The 20,296-nt window shown below is 71.6% G+C and carries 19 protein-coding genes and 2 pseudogenes; 15 read left to right on the forward strand and 6 right to left on the reverse strand.

What is annotated here, in order from left to right; genetic code table 11:
- Window positions 1-156 precede the first annotated feature (156 nt).
- Entirely contained in the window at window positions 157-1,641 is a 1,485-nt protein-coding gene (locus tag AVAK2825_RS09300) for an aldehyde dehydrogenase (NADP(+)) (protein ID WP_284397035.1), read from the forward strand.
- A 55-nt stretch (window positions 1,642-1,696) separates the two neighbouring features.
- Here the strand turns inward: AVAK2825_RS09300 and AVAK2825_RS09305 are convergent.
- Both AVAK2825_RS09305 and AVAK2825_RS09310 read right to left on the reverse strand, forming a co-directional pair.
- Window positions 1,697-2,228, reverse strand: a pseudogene (locus AVAK2825_RS09305) (class IV adenylate cyclase).
- A gap of 28 nt (window positions 2,229-2,256) precedes the next feature.
- Window positions 2,257-2,712: a winged helix-turn-helix transcriptional regulator gene (locus AVAK2825_RS09310; RefSeq protein ID WP_284397038.1), complete on the reverse strand. Its 456-nt coding sequence runs from the start codon at window positions 2,710-2,712 to the stop codon at window positions 2,257-2,259.
- Between the two features lie 122 nt (window positions 2,713-2,834).
- Between AVAK2825_RS09310 and AVAK2825_RS09315 the strand changes: the two are divergent.
- The 6 genes and pseudogenes from AVAK2825_RS09315 (at window position 2,835) to AVAK2825_RS09340 (ending at window position 8,754) form a co-directional block, all read left to right on the forward strand.
- Window positions 2,835-4,045 (forward strand): annotated as a pseudogene (locus AVAK2825_RS09315) (MFS transporter).
- 59 nt (window positions 4,046-4,104) lie between these two features.
- Window positions 4,105-4,716, forward strand: a complete 612-nt coding sequence (locus AVAK2825_RS09320; protein WP_284397041.1) for a helix-turn-helix domain-containing protein — start codon at window positions 4,105-4,107, stop codon at window positions 4,714-4,716.
- Complete coding sequence (locus tag AVAK2825_RS09325) at window positions 4,713-5,279, forward strand: GNAT family N-acetyltransferase (RefSeq protein ID WP_284397044.1); 567 nt, start codon at window positions 4,713-4,715, stop codon at window positions 5,277-5,279. The genes AVAK2825_RS09320 and AVAK2825_RS09325 overlap by 4 nt, the downstream gene beginning before the upstream one ends.
- A 235-nt stretch (window positions 5,280-5,514) precedes the next feature.
- The gene (ubiM, locus tag AVAK2825_RS09330) at window positions 5,515-6,813 is read left to right on the forward strand and encodes a 5-demethoxyubiquinol-8 5-hydroxylase UbiM (protein ID WP_284397046.1); all 1,299 of its coding nucleotides are present in this window, start codon (window positions 5,515-5,517) and stop codon (window positions 6,811-6,813) included.
- A 35-nt stretch (window positions 6,814-6,848) separates the two neighbouring features.
- Window positions 6,849-8,117 carry a PDDEXK-like family protein gene (locus AVAK2825_RS09335; RefSeq protein WP_284397049.1) on the forward strand — a complete coding sequence of 423 codons (1,269 nt, stop codon included), beginning with the start codon at window positions 6,849-6,851 and terminating at the stop codon, window positions 8,115-8,117.
- An 82-nt stretch (window positions 8,118-8,199) separates the two neighbouring features.
- Window positions 8,200-8,754, forward strand: a complete 555-nt coding sequence (locus tag AVAK2825_RS09340) for a gamma carbonic anhydrase family protein (RefSeq protein WP_284397051.1) — start codon at window positions 8,200-8,202, stop codon at window positions 8,752-8,754.
- Between the two features lie 25 nt (window positions 8,755-8,779).
- On the opposite strand, the gene AVAK2825_RS09345 is transcribed toward AVAK2825_RS09340, so the two are convergent.
- A complete protein-coding gene (locus AVAK2825_RS09345; protein WP_284397053.1) occupies window positions 8,780-9,817 on the reverse strand; it encodes an MBL fold metallo-hydrolase in 1,038 nt (345 codons plus the stop codon).
- 144 nt (window positions 9,818-9,961) lie between these two features.
- On the opposite strand from AVAK2825_RS09345, the gene AVAK2825_RS09350 reads away from it, so the two are divergent.
- Window positions 9,962-10,606, forward strand: a complete 645-nt coding sequence (locus AVAK2825_RS09350) for a TetR/AcrR family transcriptional regulator (protein WP_284397056.1) — start codon at window positions 9,962-9,964, stop codon at window positions 10,604-10,606.
- Window positions 10,607-10,625: 19 nt separating this feature from the next.
- Here AVAK2825_RS09350 and AVAK2825_RS09355 read toward each other — a convergent pair whose 3' ends face one another.
- Window positions 10,626-11,522: a LysR family transcriptional regulator ArgP gene (locus AVAK2825_RS09355; protein ID WP_284397058.1), complete on the reverse strand. Its 897-nt coding sequence runs from the start codon at window positions 11,520-11,522 to the stop codon at window positions 10,626-10,628.
- 95 nt (window positions 11,523-11,617) lie between these two features.
- Here AVAK2825_RS09355 and AVAK2825_RS09360 point away from each other — a divergent pair, with 95 nt between their 5' ends.
- From AVAK2825_RS09360 to AVAK2825_RS09380, 5 genes are all read left to right on the forward strand, one after another.
- Window positions 11,618-12,259, forward strand: coding sequence for a LysE/ArgO family amino acid transporter (locus AVAK2825_RS09360; protein WP_284397060.1), 642 nt, complete (start codon window positions 11,618-11,620; stop codon window positions 12,257-12,259).
- Complete coding sequence (locus AVAK2825_RS09365; protein WP_284397062.1) at window positions 12,256-12,666, forward strand: ACT domain-containing protein; 411 nt, start codon at window positions 12,256-12,258, stop codon at window positions 12,664-12,666. Before AVAK2825_RS09360 ends, AVAK2825_RS09365 begins: the two co-directional genes overlap by 4 nt.
- 108 nt (window positions 12,667-12,774) lie before the next feature.
- A complete protein-coding gene (locus AVAK2825_RS09370; RefSeq protein WP_284397064.1) occupies window positions 12,775-13,053 on the forward strand; it encodes a DUF2164 domain-containing protein in 279 nt (92 codons plus the stop codon).
- Entirely contained in the window at window positions 13,050-13,616 is a 567-nt protein-coding gene (locus AVAK2825_RS09375; protein ID WP_284397067.1) for a GNAT family N-acetyltransferase, read from the forward strand. The genes AVAK2825_RS09370 and AVAK2825_RS09375 overlap by 4 nt, the downstream gene beginning before the upstream one ends.
- An 85-nt stretch (window positions 13,617-13,701) precedes the next feature.
- Window positions 13,702-15,615, forward strand: coding sequence for a B12-binding domain-containing radical SAM protein (locus AVAK2825_RS09380; RefSeq protein WP_284397071.1), 1,914 nt, complete (start codon window positions 13,702-13,704; stop codon window positions 15,613-15,615).
- Window positions 15,616-15,619: 4 nt separating this feature from the next.
- Here the strand turns inward: AVAK2825_RS09380 and AVAK2825_RS09385 are convergent, their stop codons facing one another.
- On the reverse strand, window positions 15,620-17,602 hold the full coding sequence (locus AVAK2825_RS09385) for an ATP-binding protein (protein ID WP_284397073.1): 1,983 nt from the start codon (window positions 17,600-17,602) through the stop codon (window positions 15,620-15,622).
- Entirely contained in the window at window positions 17,602-18,309 is a 708-nt protein-coding gene (locus AVAK2825_RS09390; RefSeq protein WP_284397077.1) for a response regulator transcription factor, read from the reverse strand. Before AVAK2825_RS09390 ends, AVAK2825_RS09385 begins: the two co-directional genes overlap by 1 nt.
- Before the next feature lie 171 nt (window positions 18,310-18,480).
- On the opposite strand from AVAK2825_RS09390, the gene AVAK2825_RS09395 reads away from it, so the two are divergent.
- Entirely contained in the window at window positions 18,481-19,506 is a 1,026-nt protein-coding gene (locus AVAK2825_RS09395; RefSeq protein ID WP_284397082.1) for a phosphatidylinositol-specific phospholipase C, read from the forward strand.
- Between the two features lie 108 nt (window positions 19,507-19,614).
- Window positions 19,615-20,205, forward strand: a complete 591-nt coding sequence (locus tag AVAK2825_RS09400) for a hypothetical protein (RefSeq protein WP_284397083.1) — start codon at window positions 19,615-19,617, stop codon at window positions 20,203-20,205.
- Window positions 20,206-20,296: the final 91 nt, after the last annotated feature.

Below are 20,296 nucleotides of genomic sequence, written 5' to 3' on the forward strand. Positions count from 1 at the left end.
GCCCGCGGAAGGGGCGGCGGGCCGCAGGGATTTTAGGCGGCTCGCCCTTTCATTACGATGGCAGGCTCCCATCGGCGGGCCCCTGCCGATCGGCGAAAAATTCCATTCAGTGAGACAGCAGGCCGCGACGGCCCTTGCCCCTTTTCAGGAACCTCCATGCCCGACAACACCCTGCAATCCATCGACGCCCGCACCGGCCAGCCCCACGGCGCCGCCTGGCCCGAATCCACCCCGGCCGAGATCGACGCCGCCGTGGCCGCCGCTGCGAGCGCCGCCGATGCCTTCGCCGCCACCCCGGCCGCCGACCGCGCCGCCCTGCTGCGCGAGCTGGCCGAGGCCCTGGAAGCCCAGCGCGAGGCCCTGGTGCCCGTGGCCGACCGCGAAAGCGGCCTGGGCCCGGTGCGCCTGAACGGCGAGCTGGACCGCACGGCCTTCCAGCTGCGCGGCTTTGCCGACGTGCTGGAGCGCGGCGCGGCCCACCCCGTGCAGGACGACGCGGCCGTGGCCGGCGCGCCGCCCGCGGGCCGCCCGCGCCTGACCCGCGTGCGCGTGCCCGTGGGGCCGGTGGCCATGTTCTCGGCCAGCAACTTCCCGTTCGCGTTCTCGGTGCTGGGCGGTGACACGGCCTCGGCCCTGGCGGCCGGCTGCCCGGTGGTGGTGAAGGCGCACCCTGCACACCCCGAGCTGTCGCGCCAGACCGCGGCGCTGGCGCAATCCGTGGTGGCCGCGCGCGGCCTGCCGGCCGGCGTGTTCCAGCTAGCGCAGGGCGGCTCCATCGAGGCCGGCGTGCGCCTGGTGCAGGCGCCGGCCATCGCGGCCGTGGCCTTCACCGGCTCGTTCAAGGGCGGCACGGCGCTGGCCAAGGTGGCCGCAGAGCGCCAGCGCCCGATCCCGTTCTACGGCGAGCTGGGTTCGGTGAACCCGCTGGTGGCGCTGCCTTCGGCGCTGCAGGCCAACGGCGCCGCGCTGGCCGAGACGCTGGCCGGCTCCATCTGCCTGGGATCGGGCCAGTTCTGCACCAGCCCCGGCGTGATCGTCGTGCGCCAGGATGCCTCGGGCGATGCCTTCGTGCAGGCGCTGGCCGACAAGCTGCGCCCCCTGGCGCCGCACGCCATGCTCACCCCCGGCATCCGCGGCGCGTTCGACCGGGGCGTGGCCGCATGGCGCGGCCACGGCAAACTCAAGGCCCTGGTGAGCGAAACGGCCGAGGCCGGCGCCACGCCGCGCCCGTTCCTGGGCGAAGTGCAGGCGGCCGACTTCATCGCCGACCCTGCGCTGCACGAAGAGGTCTTCGGCTCCGCCGCGCTGGTGGTGCGCGTGGCCTCCATCGAAGAAACCGTGGCCGTGCTGCAGGCCATCGGCGGCTCGCTCACCGTCACGTTGTGGGGCGCCAACGCCGACACCTCCGAGCACCGCACGCTGGTGCGCGCCGCCACGCAGGTGGCAGGCCGCGTGCTGTTCGCGGGCGTGCCCACCGGCGTGGCCGTGACCGGCGCGCAGATGCACGGCGGCCCCTACCCCGCCAGCACCGCGCCGTTCACCACGTCGGTCGGCTACGCGGCGCTGGACCGGTTCCTGCGCCCCGTGGCGCTGCAGGACGCCCCCGCCTGGCTCATCGAGCGCAACGGCGTGCCCTGCTGAAGGGCGGTGCCGCGGGGCCGGTGCCCTGCGGCGCAGCGCCGCGCGCGCCCGGGCGTCAGCCGCCCCGGCCGCGCAGCAGATCGACGTAGGCGCAGTCCACCCATTGCGCCGGCGCCACGCCGAGCCGGGCCATCAGGTCGTGCGCCTCCCGCAAGCCGGCGTCTTCCGGCTCGGCCTCGTCCAGCACCACCTCCAGCTCCATGAACTCGCCCAGGCCCGCCACGCGGTCCAGGTGCACGCGCGTGCGGCCCACGAGGTACAGCGTGCGCTCCTTGACCACCCGCCCCGCCTGGCCGTGCGCCAGCGTGAGCGCCTCGCGCAGCCCGTCGGGATCGGCCGTGGGCGTGCGCACGTAGAACGCGGTCTTGGGCCCCTGCACGTCGGGGCGGCGGTAGAAGATCAGCTCGCCCGCGCCGGCGCAGAACGCGCGCAGCTTGAGCCGGCCGGCCGGCCGCGCAGCGAAAGAACGTGTCGTCCTGGTGGATCCGCTCCGGGCCGCGGTCGGCCAGCGCTGCGGCGCGGGCCTCCAGCGCGGCCAATGCGCCGGGCGACGGCAGGCGTGCCTTGATTTCGATGTTGCGGGGCATGGGCCCAGTATGCCGGCGGCTGCGCGGATCAGGGCCGCGCACGCACCTTCTTCACGAGGGTGTCCGCCGGCCGGACGACCCGCCCGTCCTCCAGCCGCAGCAGGGCTTTCGGCAGCGGCTTGCCCGTGGCGCGATCGACGAGCACTGAGTGCTTCTCGCCCCGGGCGTACAGGTGCGCCTCGCCCCACTGGCGCAGGGCCACGACCACCGGGAACAGCGTCTCACCCTTGGCGGTCAGCACGTATTCCTGGTAGGCGCTGCCATCGGAGGCGGGCGCGATCTCCAGCACGCCCTCTTCCACCAGCGTGCGCAGGCGGTCGCTGAGGATGTTGCGCGCCGCGCCCAGGCTGGCCTGGAACTCGCCGAAGCGCCGCAGTCCGTCGAACGCATCGCGCACGATCAGCATCGACCAGCGGTCGCCCACCACGTCGAGCGAACGGGCCACCGGGCAGGGGGAATCCGCGAGGCTTTTTCTTTTGGCCATGGCCACTCCTTGGGTGCCGGTGGCGGACCGGGCATTCGATCCACGCACCGAAGTGGTTTCATTTTAAAACAGGATGGGACTACACTCGATCCAGTTTCAATCAGCAACCAGATCAGCACACCATGACCGCCGCCAACCCGTCCGCCCTGCACGCCGCCCTCGGCCATCCCCTGCCGCCGGGCCTCGTGCGCCTGCTGGCCGTGTGCTGCGGCGTGAGCGTCGCCAATGTCTACTACGCGCAACCCCTGCTGGACGCCATCGCGCTGGATTTCGGCATCCCCGCCATGGCGGTGGGCGGCGTGATCACCGCCACCCAGGTGGGCTGCGCCATCGCCCTGCTGTTCGTGGTGGCTCTGGGTGATCGGGTGGACCGAAAGCGCCTGCTGTGCGGGCAGTTGGTGCTGCTGGCGCTGGCGTTGCTGGGCGTGGCCTGGGCGCCCACGCCGCTGCTGTTGCTGGCGGCCATGGCCGCCATCGGGCTGCTGGGGACGGCCATGACGCAAGGGCTGATCGCCTGCGCCGCCACGCTGGCCCCTCCCGCCGAGCGGGGCCGGGTGGTCGGCACCGTGCAGGGCGGCGTCGTCATCGGCCTGCTGCTGGCCCGCACGCTGGCCGGCGCGGTCACGGACCTGGCGGGCTGGCGCGCCGTGTACCTGGTCTCCTGCGGCTTGTCGCTGGCGATGCTGGCGCTGCTGTGCAAGGCCCTGCCGCGCGCCCGGCCACGCTGGGCTACTGGCCGCTGCTGCGCTCGATGGGCACGCTGCTGGCGACCGAGCGCGTGCTGCAGATCCGCGGCGTGATCGGGCTGCTGATGTTCGCGGCGTTCAGCGTCTTCTGGAGCGCGCTGGTGCTGCCGCTGAGCGCGCCGCCCCATGCCCTGTCGCACACCGCCATCGGCGCGTTCGGGCTGGTCGGCGTGGTGGGCGCCCTGGCCGCCGCGCGGGCCGGCCGCTCCGTGGACCGGGGCCGGGGGCAATGGGCCACCGGCCTCGCGCTGGCATGCCTGCTGGTGTCGTGGGTGCCCATTGCGTTCGCAGCGCACACGCTGTGGGCGCTGGCGGTGGGCATCGTCCTGCTCGACCTGGGCGGGCAGGCGGTCCACGTGGTCAACCAGGGCCTGATCTTGCGCACCCGGCCCGAGGCGCACGGCCGCCTGGTGGGCTGCTACATGCTGTTCTACGCGGTGGGCAGCGGCCTGGGGGCGGTGGCATCGACCGCGGTGTACGGCCTTGCCGGCTGGCCCGGCGTGTGCGCGCTGGGCTTCGGGCTCAGCCTGGCGGCGCTGCTCTTTTGGGCGGCGACGCTGCGGGCGATGCCTGCTCAGGGGACGTGATCCGGCCTTGATCCAGCGCCTATCCATTTTTCTGGAATCATTTCCATTAAACTGGAGGCATGGACATCAATACCCGCCTGGCCCGCCGCGTGCGCGAACTGCGCGATGCGCGTGGCCTCTCGCTCGACGCCCTGGCCGAACGCAGCGGCGTGAGCCGCTCCAACATCTCGCTCATCGAGCGCGGCGAAAGCAGCCCCACCGCCACCGTGCTGGACAAGCTGGCCACCGGCTTGGGCGTGGCGCTGGCCTCGCTGTTCGATGCGCCCCAGGCCGAGGGCGACGAAGGCCGCGCCGCGCCCTCGCCCGTGGCCCGCGTGGCGCAGCAGCCCGTGTGGACCGACCCCGCCTCCGGCTACCTGCGGCGCAACGTGTCGCCCACGGTGGCGTCGCCGCTGCAGCTCGTGGACGTGGTGTTTCCGCCGGGCCAGCGCGTGGCCTACGAGCGGGCCGACCGCGGCGCGGAGATCCACCAGCAGATCTGGATGATCGACGGCCGCATGGACATCGCGCTGGATGGCACGGTCTGGCGGCTGGAAGCCGGCGACTGCCTGGCCCACCGGCTGGAAGGCGCCGTCGAATACCGCAACCCCACGCGCAGCCCCGCGCGCTACTTGGTGGCCCTGGCCACCCTGCCCGCCATTCCACCCCACCCGACCCGGAGCCCGACATGACCGCCGCCACCTCACTCGCCACGCCCTCTGCCGAAGTTCCCGCCGTGACCGTGCGCCGCCTGGGCGTGAACGAAGCCGCCGCCTGCGTGCCGGCGCTGGCCGAGGTGCTGATCGACTGCGTGGCCGGCGGCGCCTCGGTGAGCTTCATGCACCCGCTGGCGCACGACAGGGCCGTGGATTTCTGGCGCGGCGTGGCCGAGGGCGTGGCGCGCGGCGAACGGGCGCTGCTCATCGCCGAAGCGGTGGACAGCGGCGCGGTGCTGGGCACCGTGCAGCTCGTGCTGGCGCAGCCCGAGAACCAGCCGCACCGGGCCGACGTGGCCAAGATGCTGGTGCACCGCCGCGCCCGCCGCCAGGGCGTGGCCCGGCAGTTGCTGGACGCCGTGGACGCGGTCGCCCGGCAGGAGGGCAAGACCCTGATGGTGCTGGACACGGTGACCGGCGGCGACGCCGAACGGCTCTACGCCCGCGCCGGCTGGCAGCGCGTGGGCGAGGTGCCAGGCTATGCCCTGATGCCCGACGGCGCGCCGTGCGGCACCACGTTCTTCTACCGCGCGGTGTGACGCAGCGGGCCGTGGCCCCATGGCCCGCCGGGGGCGGCGCGAGGCATTGGGGTCTTTTCGGCCTCCAAGGCAATCGATACTAGGGCATATCGCTATTGAATTAATAGCAAACCGATCCAACCCGGCCGGCCACGCTCCCTTGACCCAATGCAAGCCCATGGCATGGCCGGGCCCGCACAATGGACGCCGGCGCCCGCCGGGCGCTCCGCCCCCCCCTTCTCTTGTCTCTCCTCCCATGCCCCAGCAGCATTGCGACGTTCTCATCGTCGGCGCGGGCCCGGCCGGCCTGTCGCTGGCCATCGCCCTGTGCCAGGCCGGTTTCACCAGCACGGTGCTGGACCGGCAACCCGCCACCGCGCTCACCGATCCCGCTCCGGATGGCCGCGAGATCGCACTCACCCACGCCAGCGGCGACACGCTGCGCCGCCTGGGCACCTGGGCGCTGCTGGCCCCGCACGAGATCGGCCGCATCGCCGAGGCCCGGGTGCACGACGGACCGGTGGGGCGGCACGCGCCGCTGCGGCTGCACCCGGGCCTGGCGGCGCACGGCGAGGCGGTGACGCACCTGGGCTGGATCGTGCCCAACCACGCGCTGCGCCGCACCGCCCACGCCGTGGCGTCTCAGCGGCCGGGCGTGCGCATCCTGGCCGGCGCGCAGGTGGCGCAGGTGTCCGTGGCGGCCGACCATGCCGCGGTGGAAACCATGCCGGCCGCTGGCGATGCAGGCGATCCGGACACGCCCCGCACGCGCCTGCAGGCCCGGCTGGTCGTGGCCGCCGACAGCCGGTTTTCCGCCGTGCGCCGGCAACTGGGCATCGGCGCGCGCATGGCGGACTTCGGGCGCACCGTCATCGTCTGCCGCATGCGCCATGCAGCGCCCCACCACGGCATCGCGCACGAAGCCTTCGGCCACGACCGCACCCTGGCCGTGCTGCCGCTGCCGGACGACCTGGCGGACGGCGCGCCGCAGTGCTCCGTGGTCGTCACCACCGGCGCGGCCGAGGCGGCAGCCCTGATGGCGCAGGACGCAGCCACGTTCGCCGCGCAGGTGCAGGCCCAGTTCGCGGGCCGGCTCGGCATGATGGCGCTGGTGGGCGAGCGCCACGCCTACCCGCTGGTCGCCACCTATGCGGACCGGTTCACCGGCCACCGCTGCGCGCTGCTGGGCGATGCCGCCGTGGGCATGCACCCGGTGACCGCCCACGGCTACAACCTGGGCCTGGCCGGCGTGGAGGGCTTGGCGCGCGCCATTGCCGACGCCCGGCAGCGCGGCCAGGACATCGGCAGCGCCGACGCGCTGCGGCCCTATGGCCGCGCGCACCATCGCCGCGCCTGGCCGATCTACGAAGGCACCAACGCCATCGTGCGGCTGTACACCGACGCGCGCCCCCTGCCCCGCGCCGTGCGGCAACTGGTGCTGCAGGGCGCCCGGCGGCTGGCACCGCTGAAGGCGGCCATCGTGGGGGAACTGACAGGGCGCAGTCCGTGGCGGTCCGGTACGCTCGGGCGGGATACCCAAACGCCGCTGCGATGAGCGCGGCCAACCCCCAGCCACCAGCCCCCCGCCACATGACCCCGGCCCATCGCAACGAATACGCACTGCTGCAGCAAGTGCAGGTGCGGCATCAGGCCCGCCGCATCGCCGCCCAGCAGTTCGCCAGGCAGCTGGCCCCGAACTTCTCCCTGCTGGAATACCTGCGCAGGAACGAGATGGCGATTTCGGAGTACCTGGCGCTGCTGCTCGATCCGGCGGGCAGCCACGGGCAGGGACCTTTGTTCATGCACCGCTTTCTGCAGGTGCTTTCGGTGGAGCATCCAGACGCTTCATGGACGCTCGGCAGCCAGCGCTGCCGAATTCAGCGCGAGAAGTCCATCGACGGCGGCCGCATGGACATCCACCTGGAACTGGACCGCGGCTGCATCTGCATCGAGAACAAGCCGTGGGCCGCCGACCAGATCGGGCAGTTGCAGAACTACGCCCGCCATCTCGAAAGCGCCGCGCTCGGCAGGCCCTGGATGCTGGTGTACCTGTGCGGCGCCGGCCCCAGCAGCCGCAGCATCGACGAAAAAAGCCTCCGGGCCATGGAAGACCGGGGGCGGTTCATCTGGCTGAAATGGCCCGGCATCGTCGCCTGGCTGGAAGACTGCGCCCTGCACATCCAGGCCCCCACCGTGCGCCTTTTCGTGGACGCCCTCGTGCAGTTCATCCGACAAAAAATCATTCGGGAGCCTTCGATGGAAAAATCGCAGGAAATCGTGGAAGCGATGACGGCTACCCAAGCGAATATCGCGTCGTCCATTCGCATTGCCCAAGCGATGCCGCACATGAAGCGCGCTCTGCTTCGCAAGATTCACGAGCAGATGCAAATGATGGCGGGGGCGCCCGGTGCCTTAGCGGCCCATTGGGACGAAGATTGGCAGACGTCGGAAGAGTGGATCGGCTTTGAATTCGACCTCGGTTTGCGCGATTTGCGACTTCGGTACGAGACGAGCGACCTGACCGAGGCTGGTACTTTCTACTGGGGCATCTACACGAATGGCGAGTTGGCGAAGCGCGACACATTGGTGTGGCCTGAGATTCAGCGCTTGATGAAACTGCACTATCCCAATGGGCAGGAAGATTGGATTCACTGGCCATGGTGGCAGTATCTGGAACACGATCTGGACTACGACGGACAAGAACAGGAAAGCCAGCAGATGCAGCCATGGATATCCATCGCCGATCCTTCCGGAGCCCATGCTTTTGCCAGCACCGCCATGCGCCGCGCGGCAGAGGTCAAGGAACGGCTATACGCTAGCGCGATCGTGTCGATGCGATGCCACGGGGCTGCTGAATGAGCCTCCCGCCAACGCCCCGCGGCCTGACCTGACCCGTGGCCGCCAAGCCACCATTTACGCACCGCATTTCTCTGGATAGCCCATGCCTCTCGCCCCCTACCTCGACACCGCCCCCACGCTGGACGCCGGCGTCTACCTCCACCCTTCGGCCCAGGTGATCGGCGATGTGCACCTGGGGCGCGACAGCTCGGTGTGGTGCAACGCGGTGCTGCGCGGCGACGTGAACCGCATCGTGGTGGGCGAATGCTCCAACGTGCAGGACCTGGCCATGGGCCACGTGTCGCACCGCCATCCGGGCAAGCCGGACGGCTCACCGCTCGTGATCGGCAGCCACGTCACGCTGGGCCATTCGGTGATCCTGCACGGCTGCACCATCGGGGACGAGTGCCTGATCGGCATGGGCAGCATCGTGATGGACGACGCGGTGGTCGGCGACCGCGTGATGCTCGGGGCCGGCAGCCTGGTCACGCCCGGCAAGGTGCTGGAGAGCGGCTACCTCTACACGGGCCGCCCGGCCGTGCGGCAGCGGGCGCTGACACCGCAGGAGATCGCGTACCTGCGGTATTCGGCCGAGCACTACGTGCGCGTGAAGAACAACTACCTCGCAGCGCCGCAGGCGGGCGCGACGGCGGCCTGAAGCCCTCGCCGCGCGGCGCGCTCCTTCAGCGCGCGGGCGGCACCGCGGCTTCGCGCCACCACTGGCGGGACGGCGCCGGGGCCCGGATGTCCAGCCGCTCGCCCATCGCCGGCGCCACCAGCGGCACGCCGGCCGCGGCGGCCAGCGCGGTGATGCGCTCGAAGGGCTCGGTCCACGGGTGCAGCGACAGGTCGAACGTGCCGTTGTGGATGGGCATCATGTGGCGGCCCTTCACGTCCAGATGGGCCTGCAGGCTCTGCTCGGGCTGCATGTGCACGTCGGGCCAGTCGGCGTTGTAGGCGCCGGTTTCCACCAGCGTGAGATCGAACGGGCCGAAGCGCTCGCCGATGGCCTGGAAGCCGTCGAAATAGCCCGTGTCGCCGGTGAAGAAGATGCGGGTGTCCGCCGTCATCAGCACCCACGACGCCCACAGCGTGCGGTTGCCGTCCGACAGGCTGCGCCCCGAAAAATGCTGTGCCGGCGTGGCCACCAGGCGCAGCCCGCCAAGGGTCGTGCCCTGCCACCAGTCGAACTGCTGCACCTTGGCCGCCGGCACGCCCCAGGCGATGAGCCGGTCGCCCACGCCCAGCGGCGCGACGAAGTACTCCACCTTGGGCGCGAGTTTCAGGATCGCCGCGTGGTCCAGGTGGTCGTAATGGTCGTGCGAGAGGATCACGCCCGCGATGGGCGGCAGGTCTTCGATGGCCAGCGGCGGCGCATGAAAGCGCTTGGGGCCCAGAAACTGCACCGGCGAGGCGCGCTCGGAGAACACCGGGTCGGTGAGCCAGAACCGGCCGTCCAGCTTGAGCAGCAGGGTCGAATGCCCCAGCCGCCACAGGCTGTCGTCCGGCGCCTGCAGCAGTGCGGCGGTGGTCAGGGGCTGGACGGCGATGGGCCGGTCCGGCACCGTGTCCGCGGGCTTGCCGAGGGCGAACCGCCACAGCACGCCGAGCGTCTTGAGCATGCCCAGGCGGTGCCGGGGCGCCGCATTGCGAAAGCGCCCGTCAACGAACTGGGGCGACGGGCCGTGCGGAGCGGCCGGCGATTCGGAACAGGAGGACATGCGGTAAGCCATGGCGATGAGAAAGTGAAATGGCCGGAGAACCCGGGCGGGCAGTGAGGCGGGCAAGCAACCACCCCAAAAACTGCACTGCACAGTGTAGTGTTCGATCCAGAAAAGTAAACTGCCGAGTGTAAAATTTTGCCTATGACCGCCACCGCTCCGCCGCCCTCCCGCCTGACCGACCGCAAGCGCCATGCCATCGTCCAGGCGGCGATCGGCGAGTTCCGCGAGCACGGCTTCGCCGGCACCAGCATGGACCGGGTGGCCGCCGCGGCCGCGGTCTCCAAGCGCACGGTCTACAACCATTTCCCCAGCAAGGACGATCTGTTCGCCGCCATCCTCGGGCAGCTGTGGGACCGCAGCCAGTCGCTGGCGGCCCCGGGGCACGATCCGCAGCGGCCCCTGCGCGCGCAGTTGCTGGAGCTGCTGGAGCGCAAGATGGCGCTGCTGGGCGATGCGGCGTTCATGGACCTGTCGCGCGTGGCCATGGCCGAGATGCTGCACACCCCGGCCCGCGCGCAGGCCATGGTGTCGCGCCTGGGCGAGAAGGAAGAAGGCGTTCCCGCGTGGATCCACGCGGCGCAGCAGGCCGGCCGCCTGCGTGGCGGGGTCGATCCGCAATACGCCGCGCACCAGCTGCAGGGCATGGTCAAGGCCTTCGCCTTCTGGCCGCAGTTGGCGCTGGGTCAGCCGCCGCTCACGCCGGCCCAGCAGCGACAGGTGCTGCACGACGCGGTGGACATGTTCCTGGGCTTCTACGCCGTGCCCGGGCCGGGCGCCGCCACGTGAGCGAACGGCGGCCGGCGGCCTACAGCAGCCCCCGGGCCGCCTGCATCACCCGCTGGGCGAGCCGCTCCAGCCGGGGCGGCTGCTGCGCCCAGCCGTGCCAGTACAGGGCCACGTCCGTCGCCGCATCGGGCAGCACGTCGATCAGCTCGCCGCGCGCGATGGCATCGCCGATCTGCAGCTCCGGCACCATGCCGTAGCCCAACCCCAGCCGGATCGCCGCGACGAAGGGCTCCGATGCCGGCACGTAATGGCTCGGATAGGCGCTGGCCTGCAGCCCGAACGCATTGAGCAGCGCATTGGCCTGCAGCGGGTCCTTGCGGTTGAACACCACCGTGGGGGCTCGGCGCGCCGACGCCCGGGTGATGCCGCGCGGCCCGAACCATTGCGCGGCGAATGCGGGCGAGGCCACCAGCCGGTAGCGCATGCGGCCCAGCGGCTCGGCCGTGCAGCCGCGCATGGCATGCGGATGGGCCGACACGCAGGCATGGGCCAGGCCGGCCTCCAGCAGCGCGTGCGTGTGCTCCTGGTCGTCCACCACCAGTTCGATGGCGATGCGCTCGCGCTGCAGCACGCCCGACAGCGCCGGCAGCAGCCAGGTGGCGAGCGAATCGGCGTTGACCGCGAGCGTGACGGCGAAGAACGCATCCGCTTCCCCATCGCCGCCCGAGAGCCCCGCCAGCAGGTCGTGTTCCATGACGCGGGCGCGCTGCAGGTGCTGCAGCAGTTGCCGGCCCGCCCGGGTGGCGCGGCTGGGCCGCCCGCGCACGATGAGCGGCTGGCCGAGCCGCGTCTCCAGCGCGCGCACGCGCAGCGACACCGCCGAGGGCGTGATGTGCAGCGCGGCGGCGGCCTGCTCGAAACTGCCCGCCTCGGCCACGGCGAGAAAGGCCTCGCATTGTTTGGAATCCAGTGCCATGGCGCCTTTGGGGTTGAAAGCTGAGGAATTCTCAGCCAAGTCGATATTTTCCCCATTCAGGATGGGATTCGGCCCCGGCCCCAGACAATTCGCCGATGTGGTCTTCCATCACCCCTTTTCTGCATGGTTTCGGCGCCGGGGCCGGCCTGATCATCGCCATCGGTGCGCAGAACGCGCATGTGCTGCGCGTCGGCCTGCTCGGGCGGCACGTGGCCCTCACGGTGGGCACCTGCATCGCCATCGACGTGATCGCGATCGCCGCGGGCGTGGCCGGCATGGGCGCGCTGATCCAGGGCCAGCCGTGGCTGCTGGCGATCGCCCGTTGGGGCGGCGCGGCGTTCCTGGCCTGGTACGGCCTGGGGGCGCTGCGCCGTGCGTTGCGGCCCGATGGCGCCCTGGCCGCCGGCCTGGGCGCGCCGGGCGCGGGCCCCACGGCGCGGCAGGCGCTCGCGGCGGTACTGGCCGTGTCGCTGCTCAACCCGCACATGTACCTGGACACCGTGGTGCTGCTGGGCGCGCTGGGCGGCCAGCAGCCGGCGGGCCAGCAGCTGCGCTTCACGCTGGGCGCCACCACGGCCTCCACCCTGTGGTTCCTCACGCTCGGGCTGGGCGCGCGGCGGCTGGCGCCGTGGTTCGCCCGGCCGGTGGCCTGGCGCTGCCTGGACGCGGGCATCGCGGTGGTCATGTTCTCGATCGCGCTGTTCCTGGCCTTCACCCCCCTGCATTCCACCCCATGACCGCACTCCTCTCCGCCCGCAGCATCACGCTCGCCACCCTGCCCTCCCTCTACGCCGTCGCCCGGCTCGCGCCGCAGGCGGCCATTCCGCCGTGGGCCGATGGCGAGGGGTTCGTCTCGATCTCGCGCAGCGGCGAGGAGCTGTCCATCACCTGCCTGCAGGCGCGCGTGCCCGACGGCGTGCAGGCCGACCGGGGCTGGGTGGCGTTCCGTTTCGTGGGGCCGTTCGGCTTCGGCGAGACGGGCATCGTCCTGTCGGTGATCCGCCCGCTGTCGGAGAACGGCATCGGCATCTTCGTGGTCTCCACCTTCGACGGCGACCACCTGCTGGTGTCGCAGGCGGACGGCGAACGCGCCTGCGCCCTGCTGGCCGCCGCGGGCCACCGGGTGGTGCCGGTGGCCGGGTGAAAGGACACGGGCGGGCGTGGAGCGAAGCGAAGGCGGGCAGAATCGACCGGGTCGCCGGCTTGGGGCTTCCCTCTCTCCCGCAGCCGGCCCCTTCTCACCGGAGCCCGCATGACCATCGCATTGCCCAAGGACGTCCACCAGCAGGCCGTGGCCTCGATCGAGCGGTATTTCCGCGAGAACATGGAAGAGAAGATCGGCAACATCGCCGCCAGCGGCCTGCTGGGCTTCTTTCTGGAGGAGATCGGCCCCAGCGTCTACAACCAGGCCGTGGCCGACGTGCAGGAGCGCCTGCAGCAGCGCGTGGCCGAAGTCGATATCGAGGTGCACGAAGACGAATTCCGCTACTGGCAGAAGTTCGACCGCGCGGCAAAGAAGGGCCGGCCATGACCGCGCCACTGCGCCCCGCCCGGCCCGCCGACGCCCCGGCCATCGCAGCCCTGCACGCCGCCAGCTGGCGGTTCGCCTACCGGGGCGCCCTGTCCGAGCACTACCTCGCCACCGACGTGGAGGCCGACCGGCTGGCGCTCTGGACGCAGCGGCTTCAATCACCGCAGCCGCCCGCAGGGCAGCACGTGATCGTGGCCGCCGAAGGCGACCGCCTGCTCGGCTTCGTCTGCGCCTACCCGGGCGAAGACCCGCAGTGGGGCAGCCTGCTGGACAACATCCACGTGAGCGCGCAGGCGCACGGGGCGGGCATCGGCGCGCAGCTGCTCGCCGCCGTGGCGGACCACTGCGCCGCAGCCTGCGCCGATGCGGGGCTGTATCTCTGGGTGCTGCAGAGCAACCTGCAGGCGCAGCGCTTCTATGCCGCCCACGGGGCCGCGAACGTGCAGGCCGACCAGTGGGACGCGCCTGGCGGCACGCGGGTGCCCACGTTCCGCTTCGCCTGGCAGGCGGGCGCACTGCCCGTGTCCGGGCGGCCGAAGCCCCCACGCGGCGCGCCGGCCTGAGCCCGGCGGGATAATCGGCCCTCGCCCGCCTTCCGCCGCGCTTTGCTGCCCCCCGCCTTTTGCGCGGCCGCCCTGCCCCACACCCATGTCCGCCTCGACCCCCCGCGTGCTGGCCGTCATCCCGCCGATGACGCAGCTGAACACGCCCTACCCCTCCAGCGCCTACCTGACGGGCTTTCTGCGCTCGCGCGGCGTCACCGCGTTCCAGGAAGACCTGGCGCTGGCCCTGGTGCTGCGCCTGCTCTCGCCCGAGGGCCTGCAGGCCGTGGCCGCGCGGGTGCAGGCCCTGCCCGAGGCGCAGCGCAGCCCGGCGGTCCAGTCCTTCGCCGCGCAACAGGACCGCTACCTCGCCACGGTGGCGCCGGCCATCGCGTTCCTGCAGGGGCGCGACTCGACGCTCGCGCACCGCATCGCCGGGCGCCACTACCTGCCCGAGGGCCCGCGCTTCGCCTCGCTCGACGTCTATGTGGACGACGAGGGCGGCGACCCGCTGGGCTGGGCCTTCGGCGCCCTGGGCCTGCACGACAAGGCCAAACACATCGCCACGCTGTACCTGAACGACCTGGCCGACGTATTGCGCGATGCGGTGGACGAGCGCTTCGAGTTCGTGCGCTATGCCGAGTCGCTGGCCGGCAGCCAGCCCACCTTCGACCCGCTGGCCGACGCGCTGGCCGCGCCGCCCACGCTGGTGGACGAGATGCTCGAGGCGCTCACGCACGAGGCCATCGCGCGGCACACGCCCGACGTGGTGCTGCTGTCCGTGCCCTTCCCCGGCTCGGTGTACGCGGCCTTTCGCATCGCCCAGGCCATCAAGGCGCGCTACCCGCACATCGCCACGGTGTTGGGCGGCGGCTTCGTGAACACCGAGCTGCGCGAGTTGGCCGAGCCCCGCGTGTTCGACCATTTCGACTACGTCACGCTGGACGCGGGCGAGCGCCCGCTGCTCGCGCTGCTGGAGCACGTGCAGGGCCAGCGCGGCCGCCAGCGCCTGGTGCGCACCTTCGTGCGGGGCGACGACGGCGCCGTGCAGTACGTGAACATGATGGAGGCCGACATCGCCTTCGCCGAGGTGGGCACGCCCACCTGGGACGGCCTGCCGCTGGACCGCTACCTCTCGCTGCTGGACATGCTCAACCCCATGCACCGGCTGTGGAGCGACGGGCGCTGGAACAAGCTCACCGTGGCCCACGGCTGCTACTGGAAGAAGTGCAGCTTCTGCGACGTGAGCCTGGACTACATCAGCCGCTACGAGGGCGCGAGCGCCACCGTGCTGGCCGACCGAATCGAGCAGATCGTGCGCGAGACCGGGCAGACCGGCTTTCACTTCGTGGACGAGGCCGCCCCGCCGAAGGCTCTCAAGGCGCTGGCCACCGAGCTGATCGAACGCAACGCCGGCATCTCCTGGTGGGGCAACGTGCGGTTCGAGAAGACCTTCACGCCCGATCTGGCCGAGCTGATGGCCGACTCCGGCTGCATCGCGATCTCGGGCGGGCTGGAGGTGGCCTCGGACCGGCTGCTGCAGCTCATGAAGAAGGGCGTGTCGGTGGACCAGGTGGCGCGCGTGACGCGGGCCTTCACCGATGCCGGCATCCTCGTGCACGCGTACCTGATGTACGGTTTTCCGACCCAGACGGTGCAGGACACCGTGGATGCGCTCGAATACGTGCGCCAGCTGTTCGCCAACGGCTGCATCCAGAGCGGGTTCTTCCACCGCTTCGCCTGCACCGTGCACTCGCCCGTGGGCAAGAACCCCGGGGAGTACGGCGTCACGCTCGCGCCGCTGCCGCCGGGCGGCTTCGCCAAGAACGACGTGGCCTTCATCGACCCCACCGGCGTGGACCACGACGCGCTGGGCGGCGCGCTGAAGAAGGCGATCTACAACTACATGCACGGCATCGGGCTGGACGAGGACGTGCGCGCCTGGTTCCCGTTCAAGGTGCCCAAGACCACCGTGGCGCGGCACCGCATCGAGCGGGCGCTCGCCAGCCGCGCGCACTGAAAAGTCAATCGCCCGAAGGGATCGGGGGAACTGGCGGATCGGCGGCCTGCCATGCCACGTCGACGGCCACCCGGCACCCCTGGCCCGGGGCGGTTTCGAGCTGCAGCACCGTCTCCAGGGCGATCGCACGCTGCCGCATGTTCGCCAGTCCCATCCCCTGCGCGCCGGCCCGCGTGGCATCGAAACCCCGGCCGTCGTCCTGCACGCAGACCTGCAGGCACGGCCCCAGGCGCAGCACCGATATGCCGACGCGGCGCGCTCCGCTGTGCCGGATGGCATTGGTCACCGCCTCCTGCAGGAGCCGCAGCAGGTTCAGCGCACGCGCCCCCTCCAGCCGCACCCCGTCCAGGCCCTCGGCATGCCAGCGGGCATCGATGCCCGCGGCCTGCAGGCGCGACATCAGGCGCCGCCGGGGGGCGGCCAGCAGGGCCTGCAGATCCCCTTGCGGCACATGGGCCGTGGTGTCGATGATCAGCCGCAGGTCGTCGCTGATCTGCGCCAGCACCGCGAGCGCCTGCGGCGCGGGCACCGGCACCTGCGGCGCCTCGCCCCAGCAGGCCGCCGCATGGACCAGCGTGCCGCCCAGGCCGTCGTGCAGGTCGCGCACCATGCCGATGCGCTCGGCCTGGCGGGCGTTGGCCAGTTCCAGGGCGCGCTGCCGGGCCAGCGCCGCGGTCAGCTCGGCGCGCGCGCCCTCCACCTTCTCGCGCAGTTCCGCATTGAAGTAAGCCTCGCGCTCGAACGCGCTGCGCAGCCGCCACGCCAGCAGGAACGCCATGCTCACGAGCGAGAAGGTGGAACAGACCACCGCGTAATAGCGCGTGTCGTCGATCCACGCGAGAAGGGCCGCCATGTCGTGCAGCCCGCCGGCCAGCGCGATCACCACGGCCAGCGCCAGCGCGATGCTGGAGGGGCTGCGCGTGCGCAGGGCATGCTGCAGCACATAGGCCACCGCCAGCATGAACAGCAGCAGCCCGGCCAGCAACGTCGCCATCCGCACGGCCGGCAGCGCCTGCGGATACCGGCCTATGGCCAGGATGCCGGCGAGGACGGCCGCGCCCAGGGTGCAGGCCAGGGCGGCCTCGCAGCGGACATGGCGCCGGCCGGCGAAGCGGAAGACGAAGACCAGGTAGCTGCCGGCGAACAGCAACAGCAGCGCGGCCATCGCGAACTGCCATTGCGGCACGGTGCGCAGCGGCCACACGCCCGTGGCCACCTGGTTGTAGCAGCCCGCGGACCACGCCAGCGCCGTGAGCGCGAACCATCCGTACAGCCGCTCGCGCGGCCAGCAGATCCACAGCATGAGAAACAGCAGCGCCATGGCCACGTTGACCCCCAGGCTCACCTGCTGCAGGCCCACGCGCCACCATTGCGCCTGGGCGTGCAGGCGCTGCACCGGGTCCGCGGCCCCCAGCCACACCTCGCTCAGGCCGCCCACATAGGGCGCGTAGCCGGTGATGCGCACAAGCAGCGTGTGCTCGCCCCCGGCCTGCGCACGGCCCGGCCCCGGTGCCCGCAGCGCGCCCAGGCGCACGAAGCGCGGCTGGTTCCAGGCCCGGGTCAAGCCAGGTTCGGCCAGGCGCTCGTCGCGCCACAGCAGCTGGCCGTCGAGCCACACCGCGCCGGCCATGTTCATCGCGTCCAGGGCGAGTGCGAACTCCCGGTCCGCGGGGATGTCGGGTGGCAGCGTGAAGCGCAGGCGGTACCACACCACGCCGTCGTGCGCGGGCCAGCGGTCGCTCCAGGCATCGGGCAAGGTGACGGGCACCCAGCCGTGCGCGGGCGGCGCGGCCGCGGCGGGCGCCTGGGGCGCCATGGCCTCCAGCGGCTCGCCGCGCACCGACTCCACGGCGGTGAAGGCCAGGAGATCGCCCGCCCCCCAGGCCCGCGGGGACGGCAGCAAGGCGCTCACCAGCAGGGCCACCGCGCCCAGGGCAAGCAGGGCAGCCAGCGCCAGCGAGGCACCACGCGACGCCCTGCGCTCCACTAGAGCCAGCCTTGCGCCTGTGCCAGGACCACGGCCTCCGTGCGGGTGCGCACCACCAGCTTGCGGTAGATGCTGCGTGTGTGGCATTCCACGGTGTGCACGGACAGGCCCAGGGTGTGGGCGATCTCGCGGTTGGTGTCCCCGAGCGCCACTTGGTGCAGCACCTGCAACTCGCGCGCCGACAGCGCCACGCGCAGCACCCCGTCGGCAGCGCCGCTGCCGGCGCCAGGGGCTGGCGGCGCGGTGCTGGCGCCGTGGCCGGGGGCCGAGGCCAGCAGGGCAAGGATGCGCGCGGCGACCAGCGGGTCGATGGGCGCCCCCCCGGCCCGCATGCAGGCCAGCGCGCGCACCAGTTCATCGTCTTCGGCACTCTTGAGCAGGTAGCCCCGTGCGCCGGCCTGGATGGCCGCGACGATGGTGTCGGTGTGCCCCCAGGCGGAGACCACCACGGCCTCCAGTGGCGGTCGGGCCCGAGAAAACGCCTCCAGCAGCGCCAGTCCCGAACCATCGGGCAGGTGCAGGTCCACCAGCGCCAGATCGAAGCCCCGCGCGGGCCACAGCGCGCCGGCCTGGGCCAGGCTGCCGGCGTGCGCCACCGAGGCCCCGGGATGGACCTGCCCGAGCAGGCGGGCCAGGCGCCGCGCGCAGGCGGGGTCGTCCTCCACCAGCAGCACGGCGGCCACGGCCGGCGGTGCGGGCGCGCTCATCGGCAGGGGCGCCGCACGCAGGAAAAACGGCATGCATCCCCGATATCAGGGATGCGCGCGAGGCACTGCCTCTCTAGTCTTGCGGGTCGGGGGTGCCGGCTGCTACAGGTGGGCGGCACCACCCGCCCGGCAACCGATTTTTCACAAACATGCATTTTTAGGAGGTGAACGATGACTCAGGTGCTCATGCAATGCGCGGCGATCCACGTGCCCACGGGCGAGCTGGCGGCCAGCCGGCAGGGATATTCACATGATTCGGAAATAAAGACCAGCAACACCGACTGGATGGCGCACCTGCCGGACGGGCGCAGGCTCAGCGAGCTGTCCCTGCCCGGCACGCACGACACCATGTCGTTCTATGGCGGCGACATCACCCAGACGCAGTCGATGCCGCTGGCGAACCAACTCAAATCCGGCATCCGCGTGCTGGACATCCGGTGCAACCACACCAAGGACGAACTGCCGATCTACCACGGCATCCAGTTCCAGTACGCCTACTTCTCCGACGTGCTCGCCACCGTGATCGACTTCCTGAAGACCCACCCGTCGGAAACCGTGTTCATGCGGATCAAGCAGGAGGGCGACGGCGGCGGCAACACCGAGACCTTCGAGGAAACGTTCAAGAACCGCTACTACCAACCCAACCAGGCCGCCTTCTGGCAGCCGCCCGCGGATGGCACCGGCGGCAACCCCGTGCTCAAGGACATTCGCGGAAAGATCGTGGTGCTGCAGAACTTCTCCGCGACGCACCAGTACGGCATCGCGTATCCCGGCGCGTTCAGCATCCAGGACGAGTGGAAGCTGGGCACCAACTGGGACCTGTACGACAAGTGGGAAAAAGTCAAGGCACATGCCCGCGCGGCGATCGCCGGAAGCCGCGACCAGGCCTATATCAACTACCTGAGCGCCGCGTCCGGCTCGTTTCCCTATTTCGTCGCCAGCGGGGCGTCGAGCCCCCAGACCAACGCCCCCCTGCTCATGACGGGGCGGACCACCCCGGGCTGGAAGAACAGTTGGCCCGACTTTCCCCGCGTCAACTGCTTCATCGGCATCTGCTCGATCGCCTTCGACGGGACGAACCAGCTCCTGTACCCCCGCATGGGCCCAGGTGGGGAACTGCACGGCCGGGTGGGCATGGTCATGGCCGACTTCCCCGGCCCCGGCCTCATCAGCGCGGTGATCGCCACCAACGGCTGACGCCCCCGCCGCAGGGTCTGCAACAGGGCCCTCGCCTTGGCCACCGCGCCATGGCGGGGAGCAGGCGCCTGCGTACACTACGCCGGTCCCGGCTTTCCCTCCTGCCCCATGCACGTACCCCGGCTGCGCCCTGTTTTGTCCCTGTGCCCCACGGCGCGCCCGAGGTTGCACGCCTGGGGCCTGGCGGCCTTGCTGGCGACTCTCGCGCCCGGCGCCTGGGCCGACGCGGGCCGCCCGCAGCCCGTAGCGGCCGACCCGGCCTTCTCGGCCCCGGCCCCGGAACACATCGCCAGCCCAGCCATGCTCCGCGCGTTCCTGACGGAACTGCGGCAGACGCGGCGGCCCCAGTCGTTTTGCTTCGTGCAGCAGGCGTTTCCGCCATCCAAGGCCGATCCGGAAGGCTTTGCGCTGGTGTGGATGGTCTGGACCACCGGATCACACATCTACCGGCTGCGGGTGCCGCCTCCGGTGCCGCCGGGGGCCCCGAACCCCGCACAGGACGACGACCCGGCCGAGCGCGGCGCGGCACTGGCGAATGGCAAATCGGTGAACCTGCGGACCGACGTGGTGCCCACCGACGAGGCCGTGGGTTCCAGCACCTTCCTCGTGAGCCGCGCCTGGGTGGAGCGCATCCAGGGCCAGTGCCGGCGCATCGGCACCGCGGTGCGCGTGCCGGCGTTCCGCCCGCCGCCACCATGACGCCGCACTGAGGCCGCCCTGGGCGCCTTCCGGGCGTCTCGGCCCTGCCCCGTTCCCTCTTCCCTCTTCTCGTCCCTCTTGCCACTTCGCG

This window comes from Acidovorax sp. SUPP2825, assembly GCF_030158995.1.
Taxonomy (GTDB): Bacteria; Pseudomonadota; Gammaproteobacteria; order Burkholderiales; family Burkholderiaceae_C; genus Paracidovorax.